Here is a 21,026-nt window from a genome sequence, read left to right on the forward strand (position 1 = left end):
GGGTAACCTCAGCCGATGGCGTGGCGGTATCCGGCGGAATAGGCGCCGGTCAGGTGGTGTTCCAACTGACGTTCGATGTCACCCAAAAGCGACGACGCGCCAAAGCGGAACAGGTCCGGTTGCAGCCAGCGGTCCCCCAGTTCCTCTTTGATCAGCGACAGGTAGACCAGCGCATCCTTGGCCTTGGAAATCCCGCCTGCAGGCTTGTAACCGACCCTGTAGCCGGTGTGTTCAAAATAGTCGCGGATCGCGCGGATCATCACCAGCGTGACGGGCAGCGTGGCGTTGACGCTTTCCTTGCCCGTTGACGTTTTGATGAAATCCGCACCCGCCATCATGCAAACCAGCGACGCGCGGGCCACGTTGCGCAGGCTGCCCAGCTCGCCGGTGGCGAGGATCGCTTTGATATGCGCCTCGCCGCAGGCCTCGCGCTTTTCCGCCATCTCGTCATAGAGCGCTTGCCAGTCGCCGCTGAGCACGTGGCGACGCGAGATGACGATGTCGATCTCTTCGGCGCCTGCCGCGACGCTTTCGCGGATTTCCTGGATGCGCAGATGGAACGGGGACAGGCCCGCCGGAAAGCCGGTGGAGACGGCGGCGACGGGAATGCCGGTGCCCTCAAGGGCGGAGACGGCGGCGGGGATCATCTCGTGATACACGCAGACAGCCCCCGTCGTCAGGCCGGGCATGCCAAGTGCTTCGAGCATCTCGGCCCGGACCGGTTGACGCGCTTTGGCACAGAGCCGGTGGACTCGTCGTTCGGTGTCGTCGCCCGACAGCGTGGTCAGGTCGATACAGCTGATCGCCTTGAGCAGCCACGCCGCCTGGTGATCCTTCTTGATCGACCGGCGCCCCGGCAGGGTCGCACAGCGCCGTTCGATGGCGGAGGTGTTGGCCTGCACCCGCGCGACCCAATCCAGATCAAGCTTGGTGCCCGGATTGCGCGGTTCGGTGACCTGCGGCAATTGCGTTTTGGTCGTCGTGGCGGCGGTGGTCGTGGTCTGCATGTTCGGGATCCTCGCGGACAGAGACTAACCTTCGAAGTGGCATGCGCCGCACGGTTTGGCAACCGTCAGGGGGTGAAACGGGTCTGCACAAACCCTGCACGAATGCGCCGGATGATATGCACGTGCGCCTGCCAGATTGGTCGCTAAGCAGAGCAGAGAAAAGGGACAGAGCGATGCAGGCCAATGTGATACCGGGTGTGCCGGTCAAGATGCAGCAAGACGGGTGGTGGTTGGACGATCCCGTTGATCCTGTGGCGCAGCGCAATCGCGCGCGCAGGCGGGACGGCGGCAAGGCACTGCTTTTGCTCGCCCTGATCGCGTTGGGGGATGTTCTGGTCTGGGGTGTCGCACCGGGGATCAACGTGGCCGTGTTTGCGGGTGTCGTTCTGCTGGCGGGGCTGGGCCTGGCCTGGCCACGCTTGTCGGTCCGAACCCGATGTGCCGTTGCCGCGGGCGGTGTTCTCAGCCTGCTGCCGCTGGTCGAGTTGGTGCAGCCTTTGTCCGTCATCATCGCCCTGGCGGGGAGTTCGGTCTGCATGGCGGTCCTTGCGGGTGTGTCGCGGGCCGATGTCTTGCGCGGTGCTGCCCGCTTGTGGTGGGTCGCGCCGGTGCAAGGCCTGTCGGACGGTGCGCGCGCCGCGCGCCGCGTCGGTGACGTGAGCCTTGCCCGCTCTGATCTGCGCAGCGTGGCGCTGGCCTGGGCGGTCCCTGCGGGGGCGACATTGCTGTTCACGTGTCTCATCCTGGCGGCCAATCCGATTTTGGACAGGTGGGTTCAAGAGGTGCTGTCCCTTGACTGGTCCGGTCCCGGTTGGGGGCGTGTGTGGTTCTGGCTGTGCCTGTCGGCGCTGATCTGGCCCGCCCTTGTCACGTCCAAGATGCGGGAACGCTTGCGCGCCCGGAAGCCAGAGAAAATCACGGTGCGCCGTCCCGGCCTTGTCAATGCCGGGTCCGTGGCGCGGTCCCTTGTGGCCTTCAACATGCTTTTCGCGGTCCAGACAGGCATGGATATCCTGTTCCTGTATGGCGACGCTGCCCTGCCCGATGGCATCAGCCCGGCGACCTATGCCCATCGCGGGGCCTATCCGCTTTTGGTGACGGCCTTGCTGGCCGGTCTGTTTGCCGTCCTCGCGCAACCCTTTCTGGCCGGTCGGCCCGTGCTGCGCTGGTTGATGCTGCTGTGGCTGGCGCAAACCGTCGCTCTTGTGGTCGCGTCGCTGTGGCGGCTGGACCTTTATGTGGATGCCTTTGGCCTCACCCGGCTGCGCGTGGCCGCGTATATCTGGATGTGGCTTGTTGCGGTTGGGCTGGGTCTGGTGGTCTGGCAAATCTGGCGCAACAAATCGGCCAGCTGGATGATGCTGCGCAGCGGAGCGTTGGGCGCTGCCGTGCTGTATGCCTGCGCGTTTTACAGCTTTGACGCGCGGGTGGCGGCGCACAATCTGCAGACGCAGGAGCGCCCGGATTTCGCCCTGCTTTGCGGTCTGTCGGAGGATGCCATTCCTGCCCTCACGGCCACCCACGGGTCGAACTGGCGCGCGGTTTGCGTCCCCTACTACGATGCGCCGAAGCTGTTCGAGCCCGCGGGCTGGCGCGAATGGGGCTTTCGCAACTGGCGCACCCGCAATAGCCTGCACGCCATGACGATCGAGCCCGCCGTTCCATGACGCAGACGCACCTGCTGGTGATCGACGATGACCCGCATATCCGGTCTGTCCTGCGCGTCGCCCTTCAGCAGGTGGGCCATGCGGTGGACGAGGCGGGCGACGGCGCTGAGGGTTTGGCCAAGGCCCGCACGGGCCGCTATGACCTGATCGTTCTGGACATCGGATTGCCGGAAATGGATGGCCTCGCCCTGTGCCGCGCATTGCGGCAGAGTGACGACACGCCCGTCCTGTTCCTCACGGCGCGACAGGACGAGATTGACCGCGTTCTGGGGTTTGAGTTGGGGGGCGATGATTACGTGACCAAGCCGTTTTCCCCGCGCGAACTGGTGGCGCGGATCGGTGCAATCCTGAAGCGGGCGCGTCCTGTGGCGCGGCCCGGTTTGGCACGGGGTATTCTGCGCCTCGATCCCGCGCGGCATCTGTGCGAGGTGGCGGGGGTGCCGCTGACCCTGACCGCGCGCGAGATGGAGATTCTGGCCCATCTGATGGCGCGCCCCGATCACGTCGCGGCGCGGCCCGCGCTGGTTGATGCCGTCTATGGCGGGGGGCAGATCAATGATCGCACGCTGGACAGCCACCTGCGCAATCTGCGGGCCAAGCTGGCGGCGGCGGGCTGTGCGGACGCGATTGAGACGGTGCACGGTGTCGGCATTCGGATGGGGCCATGCGCGGGATAGTCAGGAAATGGCGCCCGCCGCTCGCCTTTGTACTGGGTGGGACGCTCGCTGCGGTGCTGGCATTGCCCCTTATCGGCATCGTGAACCTGCGCCTGTTTGGCAACGTGCTGGGATGGGGGGAGGTTGCGGCCTTGGTCATAGGCATTGCCGTGGTGGCGACAGCCGCTCTGGCCTTTCTGCTCTGGCGGCTGGTGCTGCGGCCGGTCTGGATGCTGGACCGGTACGCACAAGCGGTGCGGTCGGGCGCGCGGCCCCAGGCACCCGCGCATTTCGGCACGCCCGAATTCACCGGCCTTGCCGCCAGCGTCATGGGGATGAGCAACAGCCTGCAAAGCCGCGCGGACACGGTGCAGGCCTATGCCAACCACGTCACGCATGAGTTGAAATCGCCGCTGACGGCAATCCGCGGTGCTGCCGAACTGCTGGAAAGCGGTGTGAGTGCCGAAGATGCGAAGGCGTTGAGCGCGACAATCACCGGCGCGTCAGCCAGAATGCAGACCCTGTTGGATGATCTGACGCGCCATGCGCAAGCGGCCACGTCGTCCGGGCCGGGCCAATCGCGTCTGTCCGATGTGGCGGGCGCTATGAACGTGCCCTTGCAGGTGCGCGTGCGCGCCGACGGACCTCTGCGGCTGAGCGCCGATGATCTGCGGACGGTTCTGGTCCAACTTGCGGGGAATGCCGCCGCGCACGGGGCCACGGAACTGACGCTGACACTGGTCGACGGCACGCTTGAGGTCGCTGACAACGGCTCTGGCATCAGCGCGGGCAACCGTGACCGCATCTTTGATCCGTTTTTCACAACGCGACGGGAACAAGGTGGCACCGGCATGGGTTTGAGCATTGTGCGCAGTCTGGTGCAGGCGCGGGGCGGGCAGATCGAACTGGCTGAATCCGGCCCCGGTGCCCGATTTCTGATCACAATGGGCTGATCGCGGGGATATCTGCGAAAATGTTATTGCGAGTCATTCTCATTCCATTGACTTCTTGCGAATGGTTCTCATATTCAATCTCATGACACAGACAACCGCATTTGCCCCGTCTCGTCGCGCCGTTCTGGCTGGTCTTGGTGCTTTGGTCGCCGCACCTGCCTATGCTGCATCCTCTCCGCTCAACATTGTGTCCACCACGGGTATGATCGCCGATCTGGTGCGGTTCATCGGTGGTGACGCGGTGACGGTGAGGGGCCTCATGGGCGCTGGCGTGGACCCGCATGCCTACCGTCAGACGCGCAGCGACATTGTGGCGATGACCCGCGCCGATGCAGTCATGTGGCATGGCCTGTATCTTGAGGCGCAGATGGAGGATTTTCTGCTCGACCTTGGGCGCAAGCAACCGGTCCATGCCATTGCAGAAACCGTAAACCCAGACCTGTTGATCGCGCATGAGGATTACGAGGGCCGTTTTGATCCCCACATCTGGATGGATCCCGACCTGTGGGTGCAATGCGTGCCCGCTGTGATTGACGCGTTGGCTGACCTGCGCCCTGACGCGCGCGCGGGTTTCGAGGCAAATGGCGCCGGGTTCCAGGAAGAGGCGCAGGCCCTGTCTGTTTATGCGCGTGACCTGCTCACGAACGTCCCGGCTGAGCGTCGGGTGCTGCTGACCGCGCATGATGCCTTTGGCTATTTCGGCACGGCCTACGGGTTCGAGGTGATGGGTATTCAGGGCATTTCGACTGAAAGTGAGGCTGGATTGAACCGCATCCGCACGCTGGTCGATTTCCTTGTTGAGCGTCAATTGCCTGCTGTATTTGTCGAAACCTCGGTGTCCGACCGCAACATCCGCGCGCTTGTCGAAGGGGCGGCATCGCAAGGGCACGAGGTGCGCATTGGCGGGTCGCTCTTCAGCGACGCGATGGGCCCGGACGGCACCTATGAAGGAACATGGCTGGGTATGATTGACCACAACGTGACCACCATCGCGCGCGCGCTGGGCGTGGATGCGCCTGCGGGCGGGCGTCTTGGCAAGTTGAAGGCCGCGGCATGAACCTGGCGCTCGTCACCGACCGCGATACCGATCAGGCCGTGCGCGCGGCAAGCCCGCTGGCCGTGCGCGGCATGACCGTGTCCTACGGTCAGACGCCCGCGATCTTTTCGGTTGATATGACCCTGCGTGCGGGCGCAATGACCGCCATCGTCGGGCCGAATGGCGCGGGCAAGTCCACCTTGCTCAAGGCCGCGCTCGGGGTGATCACGCCGCTGGCGGGATCGGTGACTGTCTTTGGCGGTACGATGGCAGACATGCGCGCGCGGATCGCCTACGTGCCGCAGCGCGCCAGCGTGGACTGGGATTTCCCGGTGCGCGTGATCGACGTTGTGATGATGGGGATGTACCGGCAGCTTGGTCTGCTTGGCCGGGTCCGTGGAGCGCACAGGGCGCTGGCCCGTGACTGCCTTGACCGGGTCGGGATGGCGGATTTTGCCCATCGTCAGATCGGGCAATTGTCCGGTGGTCAGCAGCAGCGGGTGTTCCTCGCGCGGGCGTTGGCGCAAGAGGCCGATATCTACGTGCTGGACGAACCGTTTGCGGGTGTCGATGCCGCTACGGAAAAGGCGATTATCGCGGTTCTTCAAGGGCTTCGCGATGCGGGCAAGACGGTTTTGGCCGTGCATCACGACCTGGCAACCGTGCCGGATTACTTTGACGATGTCGTGCTGCTGAACACGCAGGTCGTCGCCGCCGGGCCGGTTGCACAGGCCTTTACCGAAGACAATCTGCAAGCCGCCTATGGCGGTCGTCTGACCACGGCACGGGCGGACCCGGAAAGCGTGGCGGGCTAGACGATGCTGGCCGATGCGCTGCTGTTGCAGCTGGGCTACAACGCGACGCTGGTTGCACTTGGTGCGGGCCTGCTGGGCATTGCGTCCGGTGTGGCGGGCACCTTCCTGTTTTTGCGCAAGCGCGCGCTGGTCAGTGACGCGATTTCCCATGCCACATTGCCGGGGGTTGGCCTTGCCTTTGTCGTCATGGTGGCGATGGGAGGTGAGGGGCGTTCGCTGTTTGGTTTGCTGCTGGGCGCGGGTGTGTCTGCTGCGCTTGGCCTGCTATGCGTGCAGTGGCTGTCACGCCGGACCCGGCTGGGCGAAGACGCGGCCATAGGCGCTGTTTTATCGGTGTTTTTCGGGTTCGGCGTCGTCATGCTGACCGTGATCCAGACCATGAATGCGGGCCGTCAGGCGGGGTTGGAGGGGTTCCTTTTGGGATCGACCGCCGGGATGCTGAGGGGCGATGCGATCCTGCTGGCCGTCTCGGCTGCGGCCGTCCTGGCACTTGTGATGATCTTGCGGCGTCCGCTGGCGCTGGCGGCGTTTGACCCCGGTTATGCCGAGGCGACGGGTTGGTCGTTGCCGCGCATAGATCTGGCGATGATGGGGATCGTGTTGGTGGTCACGGTTGTAGGGCTGAAGGTCGTCGGGCTGATCCTGATCGTGGCGCTGCTGATCATCCCGGCGGTGACGGCGCGGTTCTGGACAGAGCGGGCGGATCATGTGGTGATCATTGCCGGCGGTGTGGGCGGGCTGTCGGGCTATGTCGGCGCGGCTGTGTCAGCCACGGCGCCCGCACTGCCCACGGGGCCGATTGTCGTGTTGGTGGGCTTTGGCATCTTTCTGTTTTCTTTGCTCTTTTCACCCCGACGGGGGGTCCTGGCATCGGTGCTGACGCATCTGCGGTATCAGCGCCGGGTGCATGTGCGGCAAGGGCTGCTGGCGCTGGCGCAGGGGCAACCCATTTACGAGGCGCTGACGCGGCGCCTGTTGGCCCGGTCGGGGCTTATCCTGCCGGACGGAGTGCCCACGTCTGAGGGGCAGGCGGCGGCCTCGAAGGCGCTGCTGGACGAGACGCGGTGGGCGATTGTGCGGGGGGATCAGGCCTATGCGCTGGCGGCGACACGGTATGACGGTTTGACCCCGATTGAGACTGTTTTGACCCGGGATCAACTGCTTGAAGTTGATGGGAAAATTACCGCTCCGAGAGGGCTTGTGTGATGGGGGCGGAGTTTGTCGCGCTGTCCTTCCCCCCCATTTTGATCGGGGTGCTGGTGGCGGTCGCGTGCGCGTTGCCGGGGAACTTTTTGCTGCTCCGGGGGCAGGCGCTGATCGGGGATGCGATCAGCCATGTGGTGCTGCCGGGCATCGTTGTGGCCTTTCTGCTGACGGGGCTTGTCGCGACGGGGCCCATGCTGCTGGGCGCGGCGGGTGCGGCGGTGATTGCCGTGGTCGCGATTGAGGCTGTGCGGCGACTGGGGCGCATTGAATCCGGGGCGGCGATGGGGGTCATTTTTACCGCCATGTTTGCCGGGGGCGTGCTGCTGTTGGAGCAGTCGGATACGTCGAACGTGCATCTGGATGTGGAGCATGCGCTGTATGGAAATCTGGAGAGTCTGATCTGGTTGGATGCGGTCGGCTGGGCGTCCCTTTTCGATCCTGTTGCGCTGGCTGGATTGCCGGTGGAGCTGCCGCGGATGGCGCTGGCACTGGTTGTTATCGCTTTGTTTTTATGTCTGTTTTGGCGCCCCTTGGCGCTGTCCACATTTGACGAGGGGTTCGCACGCGGCCTGGGCATTCGCACCGGGGCGCTGGGTCTGGCGCTGGTCATCATGTCGGCGATTGCCGCTGTTGCCGCCTTTGATGCGGTGGGGTCGATCATCGTGATTGCGATGTTCATCTGCCCGCCTGCGGCAGCGCGGATGATGACCAACCGGCTGGGCCATCAGGTGGCGTGGTCGGTGCTGTTTGCGGCACTGGCGGCGGTGCTGGGATATGTGCTGGCAGGCTATGGACCGTTGTGGATCGGGGCGTCTGCGTCGGTCAGTGCGGCGGGGATGATCGCGACGGTGTCGGGGATCATTTTGGCCCTCGCCGCGGTGGCGGGACCCCACCGTACGCGCAACGGTTAACGGGCTGGTCTGCCGCAACGTCACTGATCCCCGCGTTAACCCCTTGTTTTACTGGCTTTGGGCCGATGCACACCCCGTACACGATCTGTGCACACCCTGTGCACCGCGCGGCACACGATTTGGCGGAAACGCAGTGGTTAACGGACCGTCCGGTGCCAAAGGTGAGTGAGAAGTTAACGCGCGGGCTCATCCGCCGTTTTAGCTGTTTTCGCGGCTGAGGGCTGTGAGGTCGACGGTTTCGAAACGGACGTAGCCGCCCGGGGCGGGTTGGATCTTTTTCGCGTCCCAACAGGCTTTGGCCTGTTCCAAGGTGAGGTCCGGGTGCGCATCGCGGGCGTCGCGCAGGTATTGCAGGTAGTTGTTGCAGGTCGCGATCTCGCGCCGGAAGGTCGGGTCGTCCTTGCGCGCCTCGAGCATGTGCCATGCCTGTTCGGCGTCGGCCAGCGTGGCGCCCGTATTGCTGCGCATCCAGTCCATGAAGTCGCCGTGGCAGGAGAATTTGGGGCCGATACGTGATTTGAAGTACCCCCGGACATTCGGGCCGAAGGACACGGTGTCGGTGATAACCGTGTCGGGGGTCAGGTCGGCCTTGGCCCAGTTGAACGTGCTGGTGCCGCTGCGTTTCGGCGCCTTGGGGAGCGGCGCGCCAGACAGGGCCGCGGCCACACGATCCCGTAGGGTCGCCTTGGTGCCCGTCGCGGGGATGTCGAGAGCCTCGCAGAACGCCTTGAGCGCGTCGACCGGCCAGTACCAGCGGTCGAACTCCGTGGCGGTCATGGTCGGGTCAACGGGTGGGCGTATTTGTGTCATTCCGGGCAGGTAAGTCCGGGGCGTACGGCGTCAACTGCCGCGATAGGTCGAGTAGCCGTAGGGCGACAGGAGCAGGGGCACGTGGTAATGTGCCTCGGCATCCGTGATGCCGAAGCGGATCGGGATCTGGTCGAGGAATTTGACCGCGTCCCCGTTGAGCCCGTGCTGGTCGATGTAATCGCCGCAGAAGAAGATCAGCTCGTATTGGCCTTGTTTCATCTTGCCCTGGGGCAGGATCGGGCTGTCGGTGCGGCCATCGGCGTTGGTTTCGGCCTCGGCGATTTTTTTGTGGCTGTTGCCGCTGACCCGGTAGAGCGCGATCCTGATCCCCGGTGCGGGCACCCCGCGTGCGGTGTCGAGGACATGGGTGGTGAGGTATCCGGCTGCCATTGCATATCGCCTTGTTTGGTCGCAGATTGTCGGCATCTCACCTTGATTGTCTGGGGAAGTCCATGGCCGAGTTGCCACCGCGGTATCCGCGCGATTTTCATGGCCATGGGGCCTGTCGGCCCGATGCGGCCTGGCCCGGTGGGGCGCGTATCGCCCTGTCCTTCGTGTTGAATTATGAAGAGGGGGGTGAGAATTGCCTGCTGCATGGCGATGCAGCGTCAGAGGCGTTTCTGTCCGAGATTGTCGGGGCAGCACCCTGGCCCGGCCAGCGGCATTGGAACATGGAAAGCATCTACGACTATGGGGCGCGTGCCGGGTTCTGGCGGTTGCACCGGTTGTTTACCGAGGCGCATGTCCCGGTTACGGTTTACGGCGTGGCAACGGCCCTCGCCCGGTCGCCTGCGCAGGTTGAGGCAATGCAGGGCGCCGGGTGGGAGATCGCGTCCCACGGTTTGAAATGGATTGATTACAAGGACCATGCGGCGGCGGATGAGGCGGCCGATATGGATGCGGCCATCGCCCTGCACCGGGAGGTGACGGGGGAGGCGCCGCGTGGGTGGTATACGGGGCGGTGTTCCGTGAACACCGTGCGGCTTGCGTCCGAGCGGGGGATGGACTGGATCAGCGACACCTATGATGACGACCTGCCCTATTGGGCGCGCATCGGGGACCGGGACCAGTTGATCATCCCCTATACCCTTGATTGCAACGACATGCGCTTTGCCACGCCGCAGGGGTTCAATGCGGGCGACCAGTTCTTTGCACATCTGCGTGACACGTTCGATGCGCTTTATGCCGAGGGGGCGGCGGGACGCCCTGCGATGATGTCGGTGGGCCTGCACTGTCGGTTGATCGGACGGCCCGGTCGGGTGCAGGCGTTGAAGCGGTTTGTGGAATATGTGCAGGGGTTCGAGGGCGTTTGGTGCGCGCGGCGGCAGGATATTGCGGCGCATTGGGCCGCGGCCCATCCGCCGGTGGCGGCGCGCGGCTGGCATGTGCTGGGCCGTGAGGCGTTTGTGGAGCGGTTTGGCGGTGTGTTCGAGCATTCGCCGTGGATTGCGGAAGGGGCGTGGGCGCTGGAGTTGGGGCCTGCGCATGATACGGCTTTGGGCCTGCATAGCGCCTTGTGTCGGGTGTTTCGCGCGGCCTCCGAAGAGGCGCGGCTGGGTGTCTTGAGGGCGCACCCGGATCTGGCGGGCAAGCTGGCGGCGGCCAGGCGGTTGACGGTGGAGAGTACGGAAGAGCAGGCGAGCGCGGGATTGGACGCGCTGACCGATGACGAGCGGGCGGCGTTCGAGCGGTTGAATGCGGACTATACGGCCAAGCACGGATTTCCGTTCATCATCGCGGTGAAGGATCACGACAAGGCGGGCATCCTGCGCGCGTTCGAGCGGCGCGTCGGCCATGACAGCGCGACCGAGATGGCAGAGGCGTGCCGTCAGGTGGAACGTATCGCGCGGTTGCGGCTGGAGGCGATGGAATGAGTTACGCCTTTCCCCCCGGCGGGTTGCCCAGCCAGAACGAGCATCCCGAAAGCACGGCGGTGTTCACCGAAAGCTATGCCGTCATTCCTGCGTCTGTGCAGCGGGATATCGTGACCTCGTTCCTGCCCGGCTGGGACGGGACGCGGGCGTGGATATTGGCCCGGCCCATGAGCGGGTTTGCGGAAACCTTTGCGCAATATGCCATCGAGTTGACCCCCGAGGGGGGCAGCAACGATCCGGAGCCGGATGTGGATGCGCAGGCAGTGCTGTTTGTCGCCCATGGCACGGCGCATCTGACTTTGGGCGCTGATCTGCACGAGCTGCGCGCGGGCAGCTTTGCCTATATCCCGCCGGGCGCGCGGTGGACGTTGTGGAACCGGTCGGAGGCGCCCTGCGGTGTGCACTGGGTGCGCAAGAAGTTCGTGCCGGGGCTGGGCCTGAGCCTGCCGGATGCGGTGGTGACGCACGAACTGGATGTGCCTGCCGCGCCGATGCCGGATTGCGGCAACCTGTGGGCGACGCAGCGGTTTCTGGACCCGCTGGACCTGCGCTATGACTGCCATGTGAACATCGTGAATTTTCAGCCCGGCGGGCGCATCCCCTTTGCCGAGACGCATGTGATGGAACACGGGCTTTATGTGCTGGAGGGGACGGCGGAGTATCTGCTGAACCGCGATTGGGTGAGCGTGGGGCCGGGCGATTTCATGTGGTTGCGCGCCTTCTGCCCGCAGGCCTGTATCGCGACGGGGGACGGGCCGTTTCGCTATCTGCTTTACAAGGATGTGAACCGGCATGTCCCGCTTTGAGATCACAGCGCAGCCGCTGACGGCGGAGGCGTTTGCGCCGTTCGGCGATGTGCTGGACTGCGCGGGCGCGCCGGACAAGATGATCAATGCGGGGCTATGCGGGCGCTATCACGACCGGGCGCGGCTGGACTTTGGTGACGGGCGTGCGGGCGTCAGTCTGTTCAAGGCCGAGCCGCGCAGCCTGCCCTACACGCTGGATCTGCTGGAGCGGCATCCGGACGGGTCGCAATGCTTTGTGCCGATGTCGGAGCATGGGTTTCTGGTGACGGTGGCACCTGATGACGGTGGCACGCCGGGCCAGCCCCTTGCCTTTGTGTCGGCACCGGGCCAGGCGATCAACCTGCACCGGGGGACATGGCATGGGGTGCTGACGCCGCTGCATGATCCCGGCCTGTTTGCAGTGATTGACCGCATCGGTGATGGCGCGAATCTTGAAGAGGTGCGACTTGATCCGGTTTGGACGGTGCGCGCGTAACGTTTTACCGCGCGACGTGTGGCGCACCGGCCCTTCGGGGAGGATTTTCTTGAACCAGAGAAGACAGGGCCCCGGTTAGGTGGGGTTGCGTTCTGCCCAGCCGGCGAAGACCTTTTCAAGTGCCACCACCACGTAGTAGAGCACGATGCCCATCAGTGCCAAGGCGATCAGGACGGCGAACATCAGCGGGTAATCCGCGCTGATCTTGCCGCTGTCGAAGAGATGGCCGAGGCCGCGGCCGTGGGGTTCGACGATTTCCATCAGGTTGGTGCCGATGAAGGCGAGGGTGACGGCGACCTTCAGGGCGCCGAAGAACTCGGGCAGGGTTTTGGGCAGGGCGATTTTCCAGAAGATGGTGAATTTCGACGCGCCGAGGGAGGCGAGGATGTCGCGGTACTCGGGCTCCAGCGTGGACAGGCCGATGGAGACGGAGACCGCGATGGGAAAGAAGGAGATCAGGAAGGCGATCAGGATCGTGTTCATGTCGTGCTGGCCCACGAACATCAGCGCGATGATGGGCACCACGGTTGCCTTGGGGATGGCGTTGAAGCCCACCAGCAGGGGGTAGAGCGCATCGCGCATGGTGCGCGAAAGGCCCATGATCATGCCGAGGAAGGTGCCGAAGACGACGGACAGCAGCAAACCCACGACGGTGCGCCACAGGGTGTCCCAGCCGTATTCAAAGAAGAGCCCACGGAATTTCCAGAAGGCGGGCCAGATGTCGCTGGGCGAGGCCATCTTGTAATTGGGCCAGCCGTTGACCCAGACGAGCCATTCCCAGAAGAGGCCGAACAGGATGAGTGCGGCGAGGGGGACGGTGATCTGGCGCAGGGTCATGCGGCGTCCCGCCCTTGGGCGATGCGGATTTGCTGGCGCAGGGTGTTGAGCGCGTCGGCGGATTCGGCGGTGTAGAGCATTTCGATGTCGCGTTCGCCGCGCAGGTGCACGTCCATGACGTATTGAGTGCGCGCAGGGCGGCCCGACAGGACGATGACCTGGTCGGCGAGGAAGATGCTCTCGCGCAGGTCGTGGGTGATCAGGACACCGGTGAACGGCTCCTCTGCCTTGACCTTGTGCATGGTCTGCCAGAGGTCTTCGCGGGTGAAGGCGTCGAGCGCACCAAAGGGTTCGTCGAGGATCAGAACTTCGGGCTTGTGTACGATGGACCGGCAGAGCGAGGCGCGTTGGCGCATGCCGCCAGACAGTTCCGAGGGGCGTTTGTCTTCGAACCCGTCGAGGCCCACGAGGTTCAGAAGGTGGCGCGCGCGGTCTTCGCTCGCCTTGCGGCTCATCCCGGTTTTGACGATTTCGAGGGGGAGCATGACGTTTTGCAGGATGGTCCGCCATTCCAGCAGGACGGGGTTCTGGAAGGCCATGCCGACGGTGGATTTGGGGCCGGTGACCTTTTGGCCGTGCAGCCAGACCTCGCCCTCATCCGGTTTCATCAGGCCCGCGACGAGGCGTGTGAGGGTGGATTTGCCGCAGCCGGAGGGGCCGACGACGGCGGCGAACCCGCCTTCGGGCACGGAGAGTTCCAGCCCGTCGAGCACGGGCAGCGGGCCGGAGGGGGTCTTGTAGGCGTGGCGCACGCCCTTGATGTCGATGAGATTGCTCATCCCAGCGTTCCGGCATCAATATCAGTTTTGTTTATTTGCTCCGTACTCGATCTAGCAATATCATTTTTTCGGCCTTCTCCTCCGCTTTTTTTTTCCACGCCGGATATGCAAGAAACGGCGCGATCAAAAATCCAACAATTAAAAAATTGAGAACAAGTACGATTAACGCTCGGGCGTAGAAAGCATGCACCGCAAAGTAGATTGGACCAAAAAGAAATGCCCACAACCATGACAAACCTGTGCTTTCGTTTAATTGTTCTGCTAGCAATTCTATCTCAGCATTGTCTGCTGCAACTCTATCAGCCAGTCTATTTTCTTCCAATTTCACTCACCGCACATTTGACTTTCTAACGTGGACTATTGCCGGGAATGTTCCTTAAGAACAACCCCGGCTAGTGACGCTATTGCAGTTTCCGCGCATCTGCGGCGGGCAGGTATGCGTCGGTGAAGTAGAGGCTGGCGTCGGGCGCGTTCTGGAACGCGTAGGTTTCGGCCAGTTGCTCTAGCGCCGTTGCCATGCGGTCGGCATCCACTGCGCCCATGCCGTTTGCTTCCACCGCATCCGTCAGCACATTCGCGTCGATGGCCAATTGCAGGCGACGCTGTTCAAGGGCGGCGTCGGCGGCCGGGTTGCGGTCGATCAGGCTGGCGATGGCGGCCTCGGGGTCGGCGATGGCGTCTTTCCACCCTGCCGCGATGGCGGTGAGGAAGCCGGTCACGATTTCGGGGTTTGCGCTCGCGAAGTCGGTGTTGACGATGATGGCGTTGCCATAAAGCTCAAGCCCATAGTCGGCCATGAGGATGGTCGAGATGTCCTCCTCCGGCACGCCCAGACGCACGAGGTTGAGGAAGGACGAAAAGCTGAAACCGGTGACGGCGGCCACGTTGCCTTCGGCCAACATCGGCTCGCGCGTGGGGAAGCCCACGGGTTCGACGGTGATCTTGTCCATGTCGAGGCTGTTGGCGGTGGCGAAGGCCGGGAATTGGGCCCATGCGCCATCTGGGGGCGGGGCGCCCAGAACGCGCCCTTCGAGGTCCTTGGGCTCGGACACGCCCAGTGATTTGCGGCCCACCACGGCGAAGGGCGGTTTGTCATAGACCATCATGACGGCCGTGACCGGCGCGCCGGGGTTCTGGTCGAGGAATTTCACGAGGCTGTTGATGTCGGCAAAGCCCATGGGGAACGCGCCCGAGGCGACCTTTGGGATCGCGTCGAGCGAGCCCTGGCCGGCGGAGATTTCCACGTTCAGATCGGCGGCCCCGAAATGGCCGTTGTCGATGGCGGCGAAATAGGGGGCGGCGGGCCCTTCGAATTTCCAGTCGAGGGCAAAGGGCACGTCGGTTTCGGCCATGGCGGCGCCCGCGAGTGCGGCGGTCGCGGCAAAGGCGGCGAGGGTACGTTTGAGCATTGGTTTCTCCCAGGTGGTGACTGCGCGACGTTAGGGGGTGCTGTTCCGGGACGGAACGGGCGGCCCCCCGCCGCGTCGTTTTCTTTGCGCCCGGACTGTGCGGTGTGATGAAAAAATGTGCAAACGCTTTTGATGTGCATTGTGCGGGCGCGCGGTTCATGCCCTTGTGGTGGGGAACCCGGATGGAGGCCCGAGATGAAAGACGACAATTTCCTGCGCGCCAACAACGCCCGCCACATGTGGCACCCGATGGGCCACCCGGGCGAGGCGATGGCCCATGCGCCGACCATCATCACGGGCGCCGAGGGGTCCGTGATCGAGGATATTGACGGGCACAAGACCGTCGATGCCGTGGGGGGCCTGTGGTGTGTGAACCTTGGGTATTCCAACACTGCGGTGAAGGATGCGATTGCGAAGCAGTTATACGATCTGCCGTATTATTCCGCGTTCTTTGGGACGTCGAACCCGACGGCGATCGAGGCGTCCTATGCCGTGCGCGAGTTCTTTGCCGCGGATGGCATGGCGCGGGTGTTCTTTACCTCGGGCGGGTCGGATTCGGTTGAGACCTGTTTGCGTCTGGCCCGGCAGTACCACCGCATCAAGGGAGAGCCGGGGCGGACCAAGTTCCTGTCGTTGAAGAAAGGGTATCATGGGACGCATTTTGGTGGGGCGTCGGTGAACGGGAACAACCGGTTCCGCGTCGCCTATGAGCCGCTGATGCCCGGCTGTTTTCATCTGCCGTCGCCCTATCCCTATCGCAACCCGTTTCACGAGACCGATCCGGCGGTGCTGGCGCAGCACATTGCCGCCGCGATGGAGGATGAGATCCAGTTTCAGGGGCCCGGCAGCATTGCCGCCTTTATCATGGAGCCCATTCAGGGCGCGGGCGGCGTGATTGTCCCGCACGAGACGTTCATGCCGCTGATGCGCGAGATTTGTGAACGGCATGGGATTTTGATGATTGCCGATGAGGTGATCACCGGGTTTGGACGCACCGGCGATTGGTCCGGCTCGCGCCATTGGGGCGTGCAGCCCGACATGATGGCGTGCGCGAAGGGGATCACGTCGGGCTATTTCCCGGTCGGTGCTGCGCTGATGAGCGAGGCCGTGGCGGAGGTGTTTGAGCAGGCCGATGCCGATGGGGCAATCTTCCATGGCTATACCTATTCCGCGCATCCCGTGGGGGCGGCGGCGGTGGCGGCCTGTCTGGAGGAGACGCTGCGCCTGGACACCAAGGCCAATGCCGGGCCGCGTGGTGCGCAGCTGTATGAGGGATGCGTTGCGCTGATGGAAAAGCACGACATCGTGGGCGATGTGCGGGGTGGCCATGGGTTGATGACGGGGGTCGAGCTGGTCAGCGACCGTGCGGCCAAGACACCGCTGGATGCCGAGGCGGCCAAGCGGATCCACAAGGCCACTTACGAAGCCGGTGCGATGGTGCGGATCGGCGGCAACAACATCATGATGTCGCCGCCGCTGGTCATCACGGAGGATGAGATCGCGCAGGTTTTGAGCGCCCTGGACGCCGGTTTGTCAGCTGTTTGATCATCCCAGGCTCTGGCTGTTTCCGTTGAGAAAGGTGCAGCAGATCAGTTGCTGGTCTGTTCCGGCCCAATCGGTCGATTGAACGCAATGGCCGCCGTGACAGGGTTGAAATACTCCGTCATCTCGACAATTTGACCGTCCTCGAAGTCAAGCCGCCAGACATATAGATTGCTGTAGGGGCGACCGTCGGCGAGAATCATGTCCCCCCGATTTTCGACAAAGACGGTTTCTCCATCACCAGACACCGTGACCTTGGCGTCGATGAAGGACACGGTTGGGATGAATTGGCTCGCCCCTTCAAAATAGGCGATGACCTCGGCCTTGCCGCTGTAGATCCGGAAGGCGTCGGGCGTTGTCGCGCCGCTTGCCGCGTATGGCAAGGTGTTTACAACGTCATCGGCCATCAGGGCCGCAACGGCGTCGAGATCGCCTTGCTCCAGTGCTTGGAAAAACGCCGTCGTGGTTTCGATCGTTGTGTCGGTGTCTGCCAGGGCCATGCCTGTCGTCGCGCCAAGCAACGCGATGGCGGGGATGAAGTTGCGCATCAGAATTCCCTTTCATTGATCCGTATGGGGTTGGTCCTGTGCTCGATGTTGGGTGACTTTGTGCATTATCCAGACTATTGAATGATAAGTTTGATAGAAAAGGGTTATCAATGCCCGCACTGGATCTGGCCGATTATCGTGCCATCGTCGCGATTTTCACGCACCGGCATTTTGGCCGGGCGGCAGAGCACCTGGGTGTCAGCCAACCGTCACTGACGTCCCGGTTGAAACGGATGGAAGCCCGGATGGGCGCGCGTTTCTTTGAACGGGATCGCAAGGGCGTAGAGCCGACGGCCGTCGGTCTCGCGCTGTTTGATTCCGCGCAAGACGTGCTTTTGTCGGCTGAAACGGCGGAGCGCGCCGCGCGCGATGCGGCCGAAGGGCGGGGCCACATCATCAGGGTGGGATTTACGCAGATTTCTGCCCAGACCGTGCTTGTTGATGCGCTGTCCGCATTTCGTATGCGTCATCCGAAACTGCGCTTGCGATTGACCGAAGCCTCAAGCGCCCAGCTGGAACGCGGTTTGGAGGCACGCGCCATGGATATCGCGTTTCTGCATCCGCCAACCCATGTCACGGGCCTGAGGCAAAAGATCATTCACGAGACGTCGGGCGTGCGTTTGCAGCTTTGCCCCGAAGGCGCGAACGCGTCGGTTATCGGTTATCCGAATGCGGACGCGCCGGTCCTGATGACTGCGTTGGCGGAAGAGCTGGACGATGTGGCCGCTTCGGAAAACTTCACGAGTGTGGCGGATACGGTCCTTGGTGCGATTGTCTTGTCACGCGCAGGATACGGGCAAGCCGTCACGCCGCAGGACTACCAACATCCTTTGGTCGCTGACGCGCCCCGGAGGACCGAAGCGCCGGTCGACTTGATATTGCAGACCGCAGTGGCCGTTCGGACGACGGACCGAAGACCCGTGATGACCGAACTCTTCGGTCTTGCCACGCAGGCTGCGCGCGCAACCTGAGCCTGACATGGGCGTGCCCGTTGTGACGGAAAGCACGGTCCGCATTGAGCGAAAGTGACCCTCAATTCTGTCCCTTGGACCGCCAAGCCCATGTATCGGCATCCCTGAACCCTGGGCAACACTCTGTGACAAAACGCGCATGTGCACCCTGTCGCACCCCTGCTGACCTGCGGCGGGCGCTCTCTATATGCCACTCAAATCATATCGTGTAACCGTTTTTGGGCGGAGGTCTTTATGGACACCCTCATGCTGTCCCGCATTCAATTCGGGGCGAATATCTCGTTTCACATTCTGTTCCCGACGATCACCATCGCCTTGGGCTGGGTCCTGCTGTTTTTCAAGCTGCGCTACAACGCGACCGGCAATGTGCGCTGGATGGAAGCCTATCGCTTCTGGGTGAAGGTGTTTGCGCTGTCCTTTGCCATGGGTGTCGTGTCGGGCATCACCATGTCGTTCCAGTTCGGGACCAACTGGCCCGGTTTCATGGAGACGGTGGGTAATATCGCGGGCCCGCTTCTGGCCTATGAGGTGATGACGGCCTTCTTTCTTGAGGCTGTGTTCCTGGGCATCATGCTGTTCGGTTTTTCCCGCGTGCCGGGGTGGTTGCATACTTTGGCAACGTTCCTTGTGGCATTCGGCACGAGCATGTCGGCGTTCTGGATTATCGTGCTGAACAGCTGGATGCACACGCCGCAGGGGTTCGAGATGCGCGAAGGCGTGGCCTTTGCCACCAACTGGTTCGAGATCATCTTTAACCCGTCGATGCCTTACCGCTTTACCCATATGATGCTGGCATCCGGCCTGACCGTCGCGTTCCTGCTGGCCGGTCTGAGCGCGTTCCGCTGGCTTTTGGGGGACCGCAGCAATGGTGTGCGCGTGACCCTGAAGACCGGTGTTTACATGGGTGCGCTGCTGATCCCGGTGCAGATTTTCATGGGTGACATGCACGGGCTGAACACGCTGGAGTACCAGCCGCAGAAGGTTGCCGCGATGGAGGGCAACTGGGAGACGCAGTCGAACGTGCCCCTCTTGCTGTTCGCCATTCCCGACGAAGAGGCGCGCGAGAACCGGATGGAGGTGGGTATTCCCAACATGGCCTCCATCATCCTCAAGCATAAAGCTGATGGTGTCGTGCCCGGTCTGAATGATTTTGTGGCCGAGGACGGTACAGTCATGCACCCGCCCGTGGCGCCCGTGTTCTGGTCGTTCCGGATCATGGTGGGCACAGGGTTTGCCATGCTGTTCCTAAGCTGGGCGGCGGCGTTCCTCATGCTGCGGAAAAAGCGGGGGCCCGAAGGCATACCGACCTTCATGTATTACGCGATGGTGCCGATGGCCTTTTCGGGCTGGGTGGCCACGCTGGCGGGTTGGTACACCACCGAGATTGGCCGCCAGCCCTGGCTGGTGCAGGGTGTGCTGACCACCGAGATGGCCGTGGCCGATGTGCCGGCGCCCTTTGTCGGGACGACCTTGGCTGCGTATCTGTCGATCTATGCCCTCCTGTTGGCCGCTTATGTGGGGGTTCTGTTCTTTCTTGCGCGCAAGGGTGTGGATGGTGACGTGCCGCGCCCGCGCACCCCATTGTCGGGGCAAGCCATCGCGCGCGAAATCCCTGCGGAGTGACATGAATGAACCTGTTTGGCGATCCGGCCATTTGGCTGCCCTTCACCTTCGCGGCGCTGATGGGCGTGTCGATCCTGGTCTATGTTGTCCTTGATGGATTTGACCTGGGCGTGGGGGTCCTGTTCCCCTTCGCCACGGACGATGAGAAGGACATGATGGTTGCCTCCATCGGGCCGTTCTGGGACGCGAACGAGACGTGGCTGGTGCTGGCCATTGGCCTGTTGCTGGTCGCCTTCCCAACGGCTCATGGCACGATCCTGACGGCACTGTACCTACCCGTGGCGATCATGCTGATCGGTCTGATCCTGCGCGGTGTCGCGTTCGAGTTTCGGGTCAAGGCGCCGACACCGCACAAGGCCACGTGGAACTGGCTGTTCTTTGCCGGCTCGCTCATGACGTCGCTGGCGCAGGGCTTTATGCTGGGCAAATACGTGATGGGGCTGGAAAGCACATGGGGCACCTGGGCCTTTGCCTCGATCACGGCGGTTTTCCTGACCGTCGCCTATTCGATGATCGGGGCCTGCTGGCTGATCCTGAAGACAGAGACGCAGCTGCAAGCCAAGGCTGTCACATGGGCGAAGGGGGGCATTTGGGGGCTGGTCCTTGGTCTGGGCGCCGTGTCGCTCGCCACCCCGTTGGTGAGCCCGCGTATCTTCGACAAGTGGTTTACGATGCCTGAGATCTTCTACCTCGCGCCTCTGCCCATATTGTCCGCCGTGATGGTCCTGTTTCTGTGGCGGTCGCTGCAGCGCTTGCCGAACCCGACTGATGCAGGCGCGCGCGCGCCGTTTTCTTACGCCATTGCGCTTTACATCCTGGCCTTTGGCGGTCTGGCCTATTCCTTCTACCCCTATGTGGTGCCGGAGCAGTTGACGATCTACGAGGCGGCAAGTGCGCCCGAAAGCCTGATGATCATCCTGGTCGGGGCCATATTTGTCATCCCGATGATCGGGGGGTACACGGCGCTGGCCTATTGGGTGTTCAAGGGCAAGGCGGCAGAACTGCGCTATGACTAGGTCTTCTTCTGACTGAAAATACCACGGGGGTGAGCGCGCCAGCGCGAGGGGGCTGGCCTCCTTCATCCCCGCTTCCCCTTGGCGC

The 21,026-nt window shown here is 63.1% G+C and carries 22 protein-coding genes; 14 read left to right on the forward strand and 8 right to left on the reverse strand.

Annotated features, from left to right (window positions below):
* Positions 1-8 precede the first annotated feature (8 nt).
* Complete coding sequence (gene deoC / locus BWR18_RS18100; RefSeq protein WP_076629809.1) at positions 9-1,007, reverse strand: deoxyribose-phosphate aldolase; 999 nt, start codon at positions 1,005-1,007, stop codon at positions 9-11.
* A 173-nt stretch (positions 1,008-1,180) separates the two neighbouring features.
* On the opposite strand from deoC, the gene BWR18_RS18105 reads away from it, so the two are divergent.
* The 7 genes from BWR18_RS18105 to BWR18_RS18135 all read left to right on the forward strand — a co-directional run bounded on the left by BWR18_RS18105 (position 1,181) and on the right by BWR18_RS18135 (position 8,251).
* Positions 1,181-2,674, forward strand: a complete 1,494-nt coding sequence (locus BWR18_RS18105) for a DUF4153 domain-containing protein (protein WP_076629810.1) — start codon at positions 1,181-1,183, stop codon at positions 2,672-2,674.
* On the forward strand, positions 2,671-3,351 hold the full coding sequence (locus BWR18_RS18110) for a response regulator transcription factor (protein WP_076629811.1): 681 nt from the start codon (positions 2,671-2,673) through the stop codon (positions 3,349-3,351). Before BWR18_RS18105 ends, BWR18_RS18110 begins: the two co-directional genes overlap by 4 nt.
* Positions 3,339-4,283: a sensor histidine kinase gene (locus BWR18_RS18115; RefSeq protein WP_076629812.1), complete on the forward strand. Its 945-nt coding sequence runs from the start codon at positions 3,339-3,341 to the stop codon at positions 4,281-4,283. The genes BWR18_RS18110 and BWR18_RS18115 overlap by 13 nt, the downstream gene beginning before the upstream one ends.
* 82 nt (positions 4,284-4,365) lie before the next feature.
* On the forward strand, positions 4,366-5,340 hold the full coding sequence (locus BWR18_RS18120) for a metal ABC transporter solute-binding protein, Zn/Mn family (RefSeq protein ID WP_076630414.1): 975 nt from the start codon (positions 4,366-4,368) through the stop codon (positions 5,338-5,340).
* Positions 5,337-6,134, forward strand: a complete 798-nt coding sequence (locus BWR18_RS18125; protein WP_076629813.1) for a metal ABC transporter ATP-binding protein — start codon at positions 5,337-5,339, stop codon at positions 6,132-6,134. Before BWR18_RS18120 ends, BWR18_RS18125 begins: the two co-directional genes overlap by 4 nt.
* 3 nt (positions 6,135-6,137) lie before the next feature.
* Entirely contained in the window at positions 6,138-7,340 is a 1,203-nt protein-coding gene (locus BWR18_RS18130) for a metal ABC transporter permease (RefSeq protein ID WP_076629814.1), read from the forward strand.
* Positions 7,337-8,251 (forward strand): metal ABC transporter permease, encoded by a 915-nt coding sequence (locus tag BWR18_RS18135; protein WP_076629815.1) that lies wholly within the window; start codon positions 7,337-7,339, stop codon positions 8,249-8,251. The genes BWR18_RS18130 and BWR18_RS18135 overlap by 4 nt, the downstream gene beginning before the upstream one ends.
* Before the next feature lie 198 nt (positions 8,252-8,449).
* Here the strand turns inward: BWR18_RS18135 and BWR18_RS18140 are convergent, their stop codons facing one another.
* Positions 8,450-9,028: a DUF6434 domain-containing protein gene (locus tag BWR18_RS18140; protein WP_076629816.1), complete on the reverse strand. Its 579-nt coding sequence runs from the start codon at positions 9,026-9,028 to the stop codon at positions 8,450-8,452.
* 63 nt (positions 9,029-9,091) lie between these two features.
* Positions 9,092-9,451 carry a hydroxyisourate hydrolase gene (gene uraH / locus BWR18_RS18145; RefSeq protein WP_076629817.1) on the reverse strand — a complete coding sequence of 120 codons (360 nt, stop codon included), beginning with the start codon at positions 9,449-9,451 and terminating at the stop codon, positions 9,092-9,094.
* A 62-nt stretch (positions 9,452-9,513) separates the two neighbouring features.
* Here uraH and puuE point away from each other — a divergent pair, with 62 nt between their 5' ends.
* Genes puuE through BWR18_RS18160 form a run of 3 tightly spaced genes read left to right on the forward strand, consistent with a single transcriptional unit; the run spans position 9,514 to position 12,216 of the window.
* Positions 9,514-10,935 (forward strand): allantoinase PuuE, encoded by a 1,422-nt coding sequence (gene puuE / locus BWR18_RS18150; RefSeq protein WP_076629818.1) that lies wholly within the window; start codon positions 9,514-9,516, stop codon positions 10,933-10,935.
* Positions 10,932-11,741 carry a bifunctional allantoicase/(S)-ureidoglycine aminohydrolase gene (locus tag BWR18_RS18155; protein WP_076629819.1) on the forward strand — a complete coding sequence of 270 codons (810 nt, stop codon included), beginning with the start codon at positions 10,932-10,934 and terminating at the stop codon, positions 11,739-11,741. Before puuE ends, BWR18_RS18155 begins: the two co-directional genes overlap by 4 nt.
* On the forward strand, positions 11,728-12,216 hold the full coding sequence (locus tag BWR18_RS18160) for an ureidoglycolate lyase (protein ID WP_076629820.1): 489 nt from the start codon (positions 11,728-11,730) through the stop codon (positions 12,214-12,216). Before BWR18_RS18155 ends, BWR18_RS18160 begins: the two co-directional genes overlap by 14 nt.
* Positions 12,217-12,291: 75 nt before the next feature.
* Here BWR18_RS18160 and BWR18_RS18165 read toward each other — a convergent pair whose 3' ends face one another.
* From BWR18_RS18165 to BWR18_RS18180, 4 genes are all read right to left on the reverse strand, one after another.
* Positions 12,292-13,053, reverse strand: coding sequence for an ABC transporter permease (locus BWR18_RS18165; protein WP_076629821.1), 762 nt, complete (start codon positions 13,051-13,053; stop codon positions 12,292-12,294).
* Entirely contained in the window at positions 13,050-13,832 is a 783-nt protein-coding gene (locus tag BWR18_RS18170; protein WP_076629822.1) for an ABC transporter ATP-binding protein, read from the reverse strand. The genes BWR18_RS18165 and BWR18_RS18170 overlap by 4 nt, the downstream gene beginning before the upstream one ends.
* Before the next feature lie 31 nt (positions 13,833-13,863).
* Positions 13,864-14,160, reverse strand: a complete 297-nt coding sequence (locus tag BWR18_RS18175; RefSeq protein ID WP_083957765.1) for a DUF2628 domain-containing protein — start codon at positions 14,158-14,160, stop codon at positions 13,864-13,866.
* A 73-nt stretch (positions 14,161-14,233) separates the two neighbouring features.
* Positions 14,234-15,241: an ABC transporter substrate-binding protein gene (locus tag BWR18_RS18180; protein ID WP_076629824.1), complete on the reverse strand. Its 1,008-nt coding sequence runs from the start codon at positions 15,239-15,241 to the stop codon at positions 14,234-14,236.
* A 195-nt stretch (positions 15,242-15,436) separates the two neighbouring features.
* On the opposite strand from BWR18_RS18180, the gene BWR18_RS18185 reads away from it, so the two are divergent.
* Positions 15,437-16,786 carry an aminotransferase class III-fold pyridoxal phosphate-dependent enzyme gene (locus BWR18_RS18185; RefSeq protein ID WP_076629825.1) on the forward strand — a complete coding sequence of 450 codons (1,350 nt, stop codon included), beginning with the start codon at positions 15,437-15,439 and terminating at the stop codon, positions 16,784-16,786.
* 44 nt (positions 16,787-16,830) lie between these two features.
* Here the strand turns inward: BWR18_RS18185 and BWR18_RS18190 are convergent, their stop codons facing one another.
* Positions 16,831-17,331: a nuclear transport factor 2 family protein gene (locus BWR18_RS18190; RefSeq protein WP_076629826.1), complete on the reverse strand. Its 501-nt coding sequence runs from the start codon at positions 17,329-17,331 to the stop codon at positions 16,831-16,833.
* A 110-nt stretch (positions 17,332-17,441) separates the two neighbouring features.
* Between BWR18_RS18190 and BWR18_RS18195 the strand changes: the two genes are divergently transcribed.
* The 3 genes from BWR18_RS18195 (at position 17,442) to BWR18_RS18205 (ending at position 20,941) form a co-directional block, all read left to right on the forward strand.
* The gene (locus BWR18_RS18195) at positions 17,442-18,302 is read left to right on the forward strand and encodes a LysR family transcriptional regulator (protein WP_076629827.1); all 861 of its coding nucleotides are present in this window, start codon (positions 17,442-17,444) and stop codon (positions 18,300-18,302) included.
* Positions 18,303-18,536: 234 nt separating this feature from the next.
* Positions 18,537-19,925 carry a cytochrome ubiquinol oxidase subunit I gene (locus BWR18_RS18200; protein ID WP_076629828.1) on the forward strand — a complete coding sequence of 463 codons (1,389 nt, stop codon included), beginning with the start codon at positions 18,537-18,539 and terminating at the stop codon, positions 19,923-19,925.
* A gap of 5 nt (positions 19,926-19,930) precedes the next feature.
* Positions 19,931-20,941: a cytochrome d ubiquinol oxidase subunit II gene (locus BWR18_RS18205; protein ID WP_076629829.1), complete on the forward strand. Its 1,011-nt coding sequence runs from the start codon at positions 19,931-19,933 to the stop codon at positions 20,939-20,941.
* The last annotated feature ends 85 nt before the right edge of the window (positions 20,942-21,026 follow it).

This window comes from Tateyamaria omphalii, assembly GCF_001969365.1.
Lineage (GTDB): Bacteria > Pseudomonadota > Alphaproteobacteria > Rhodobacterales > Rhodobacteraceae > Tateyamaria > Tateyamaria omphalii_A.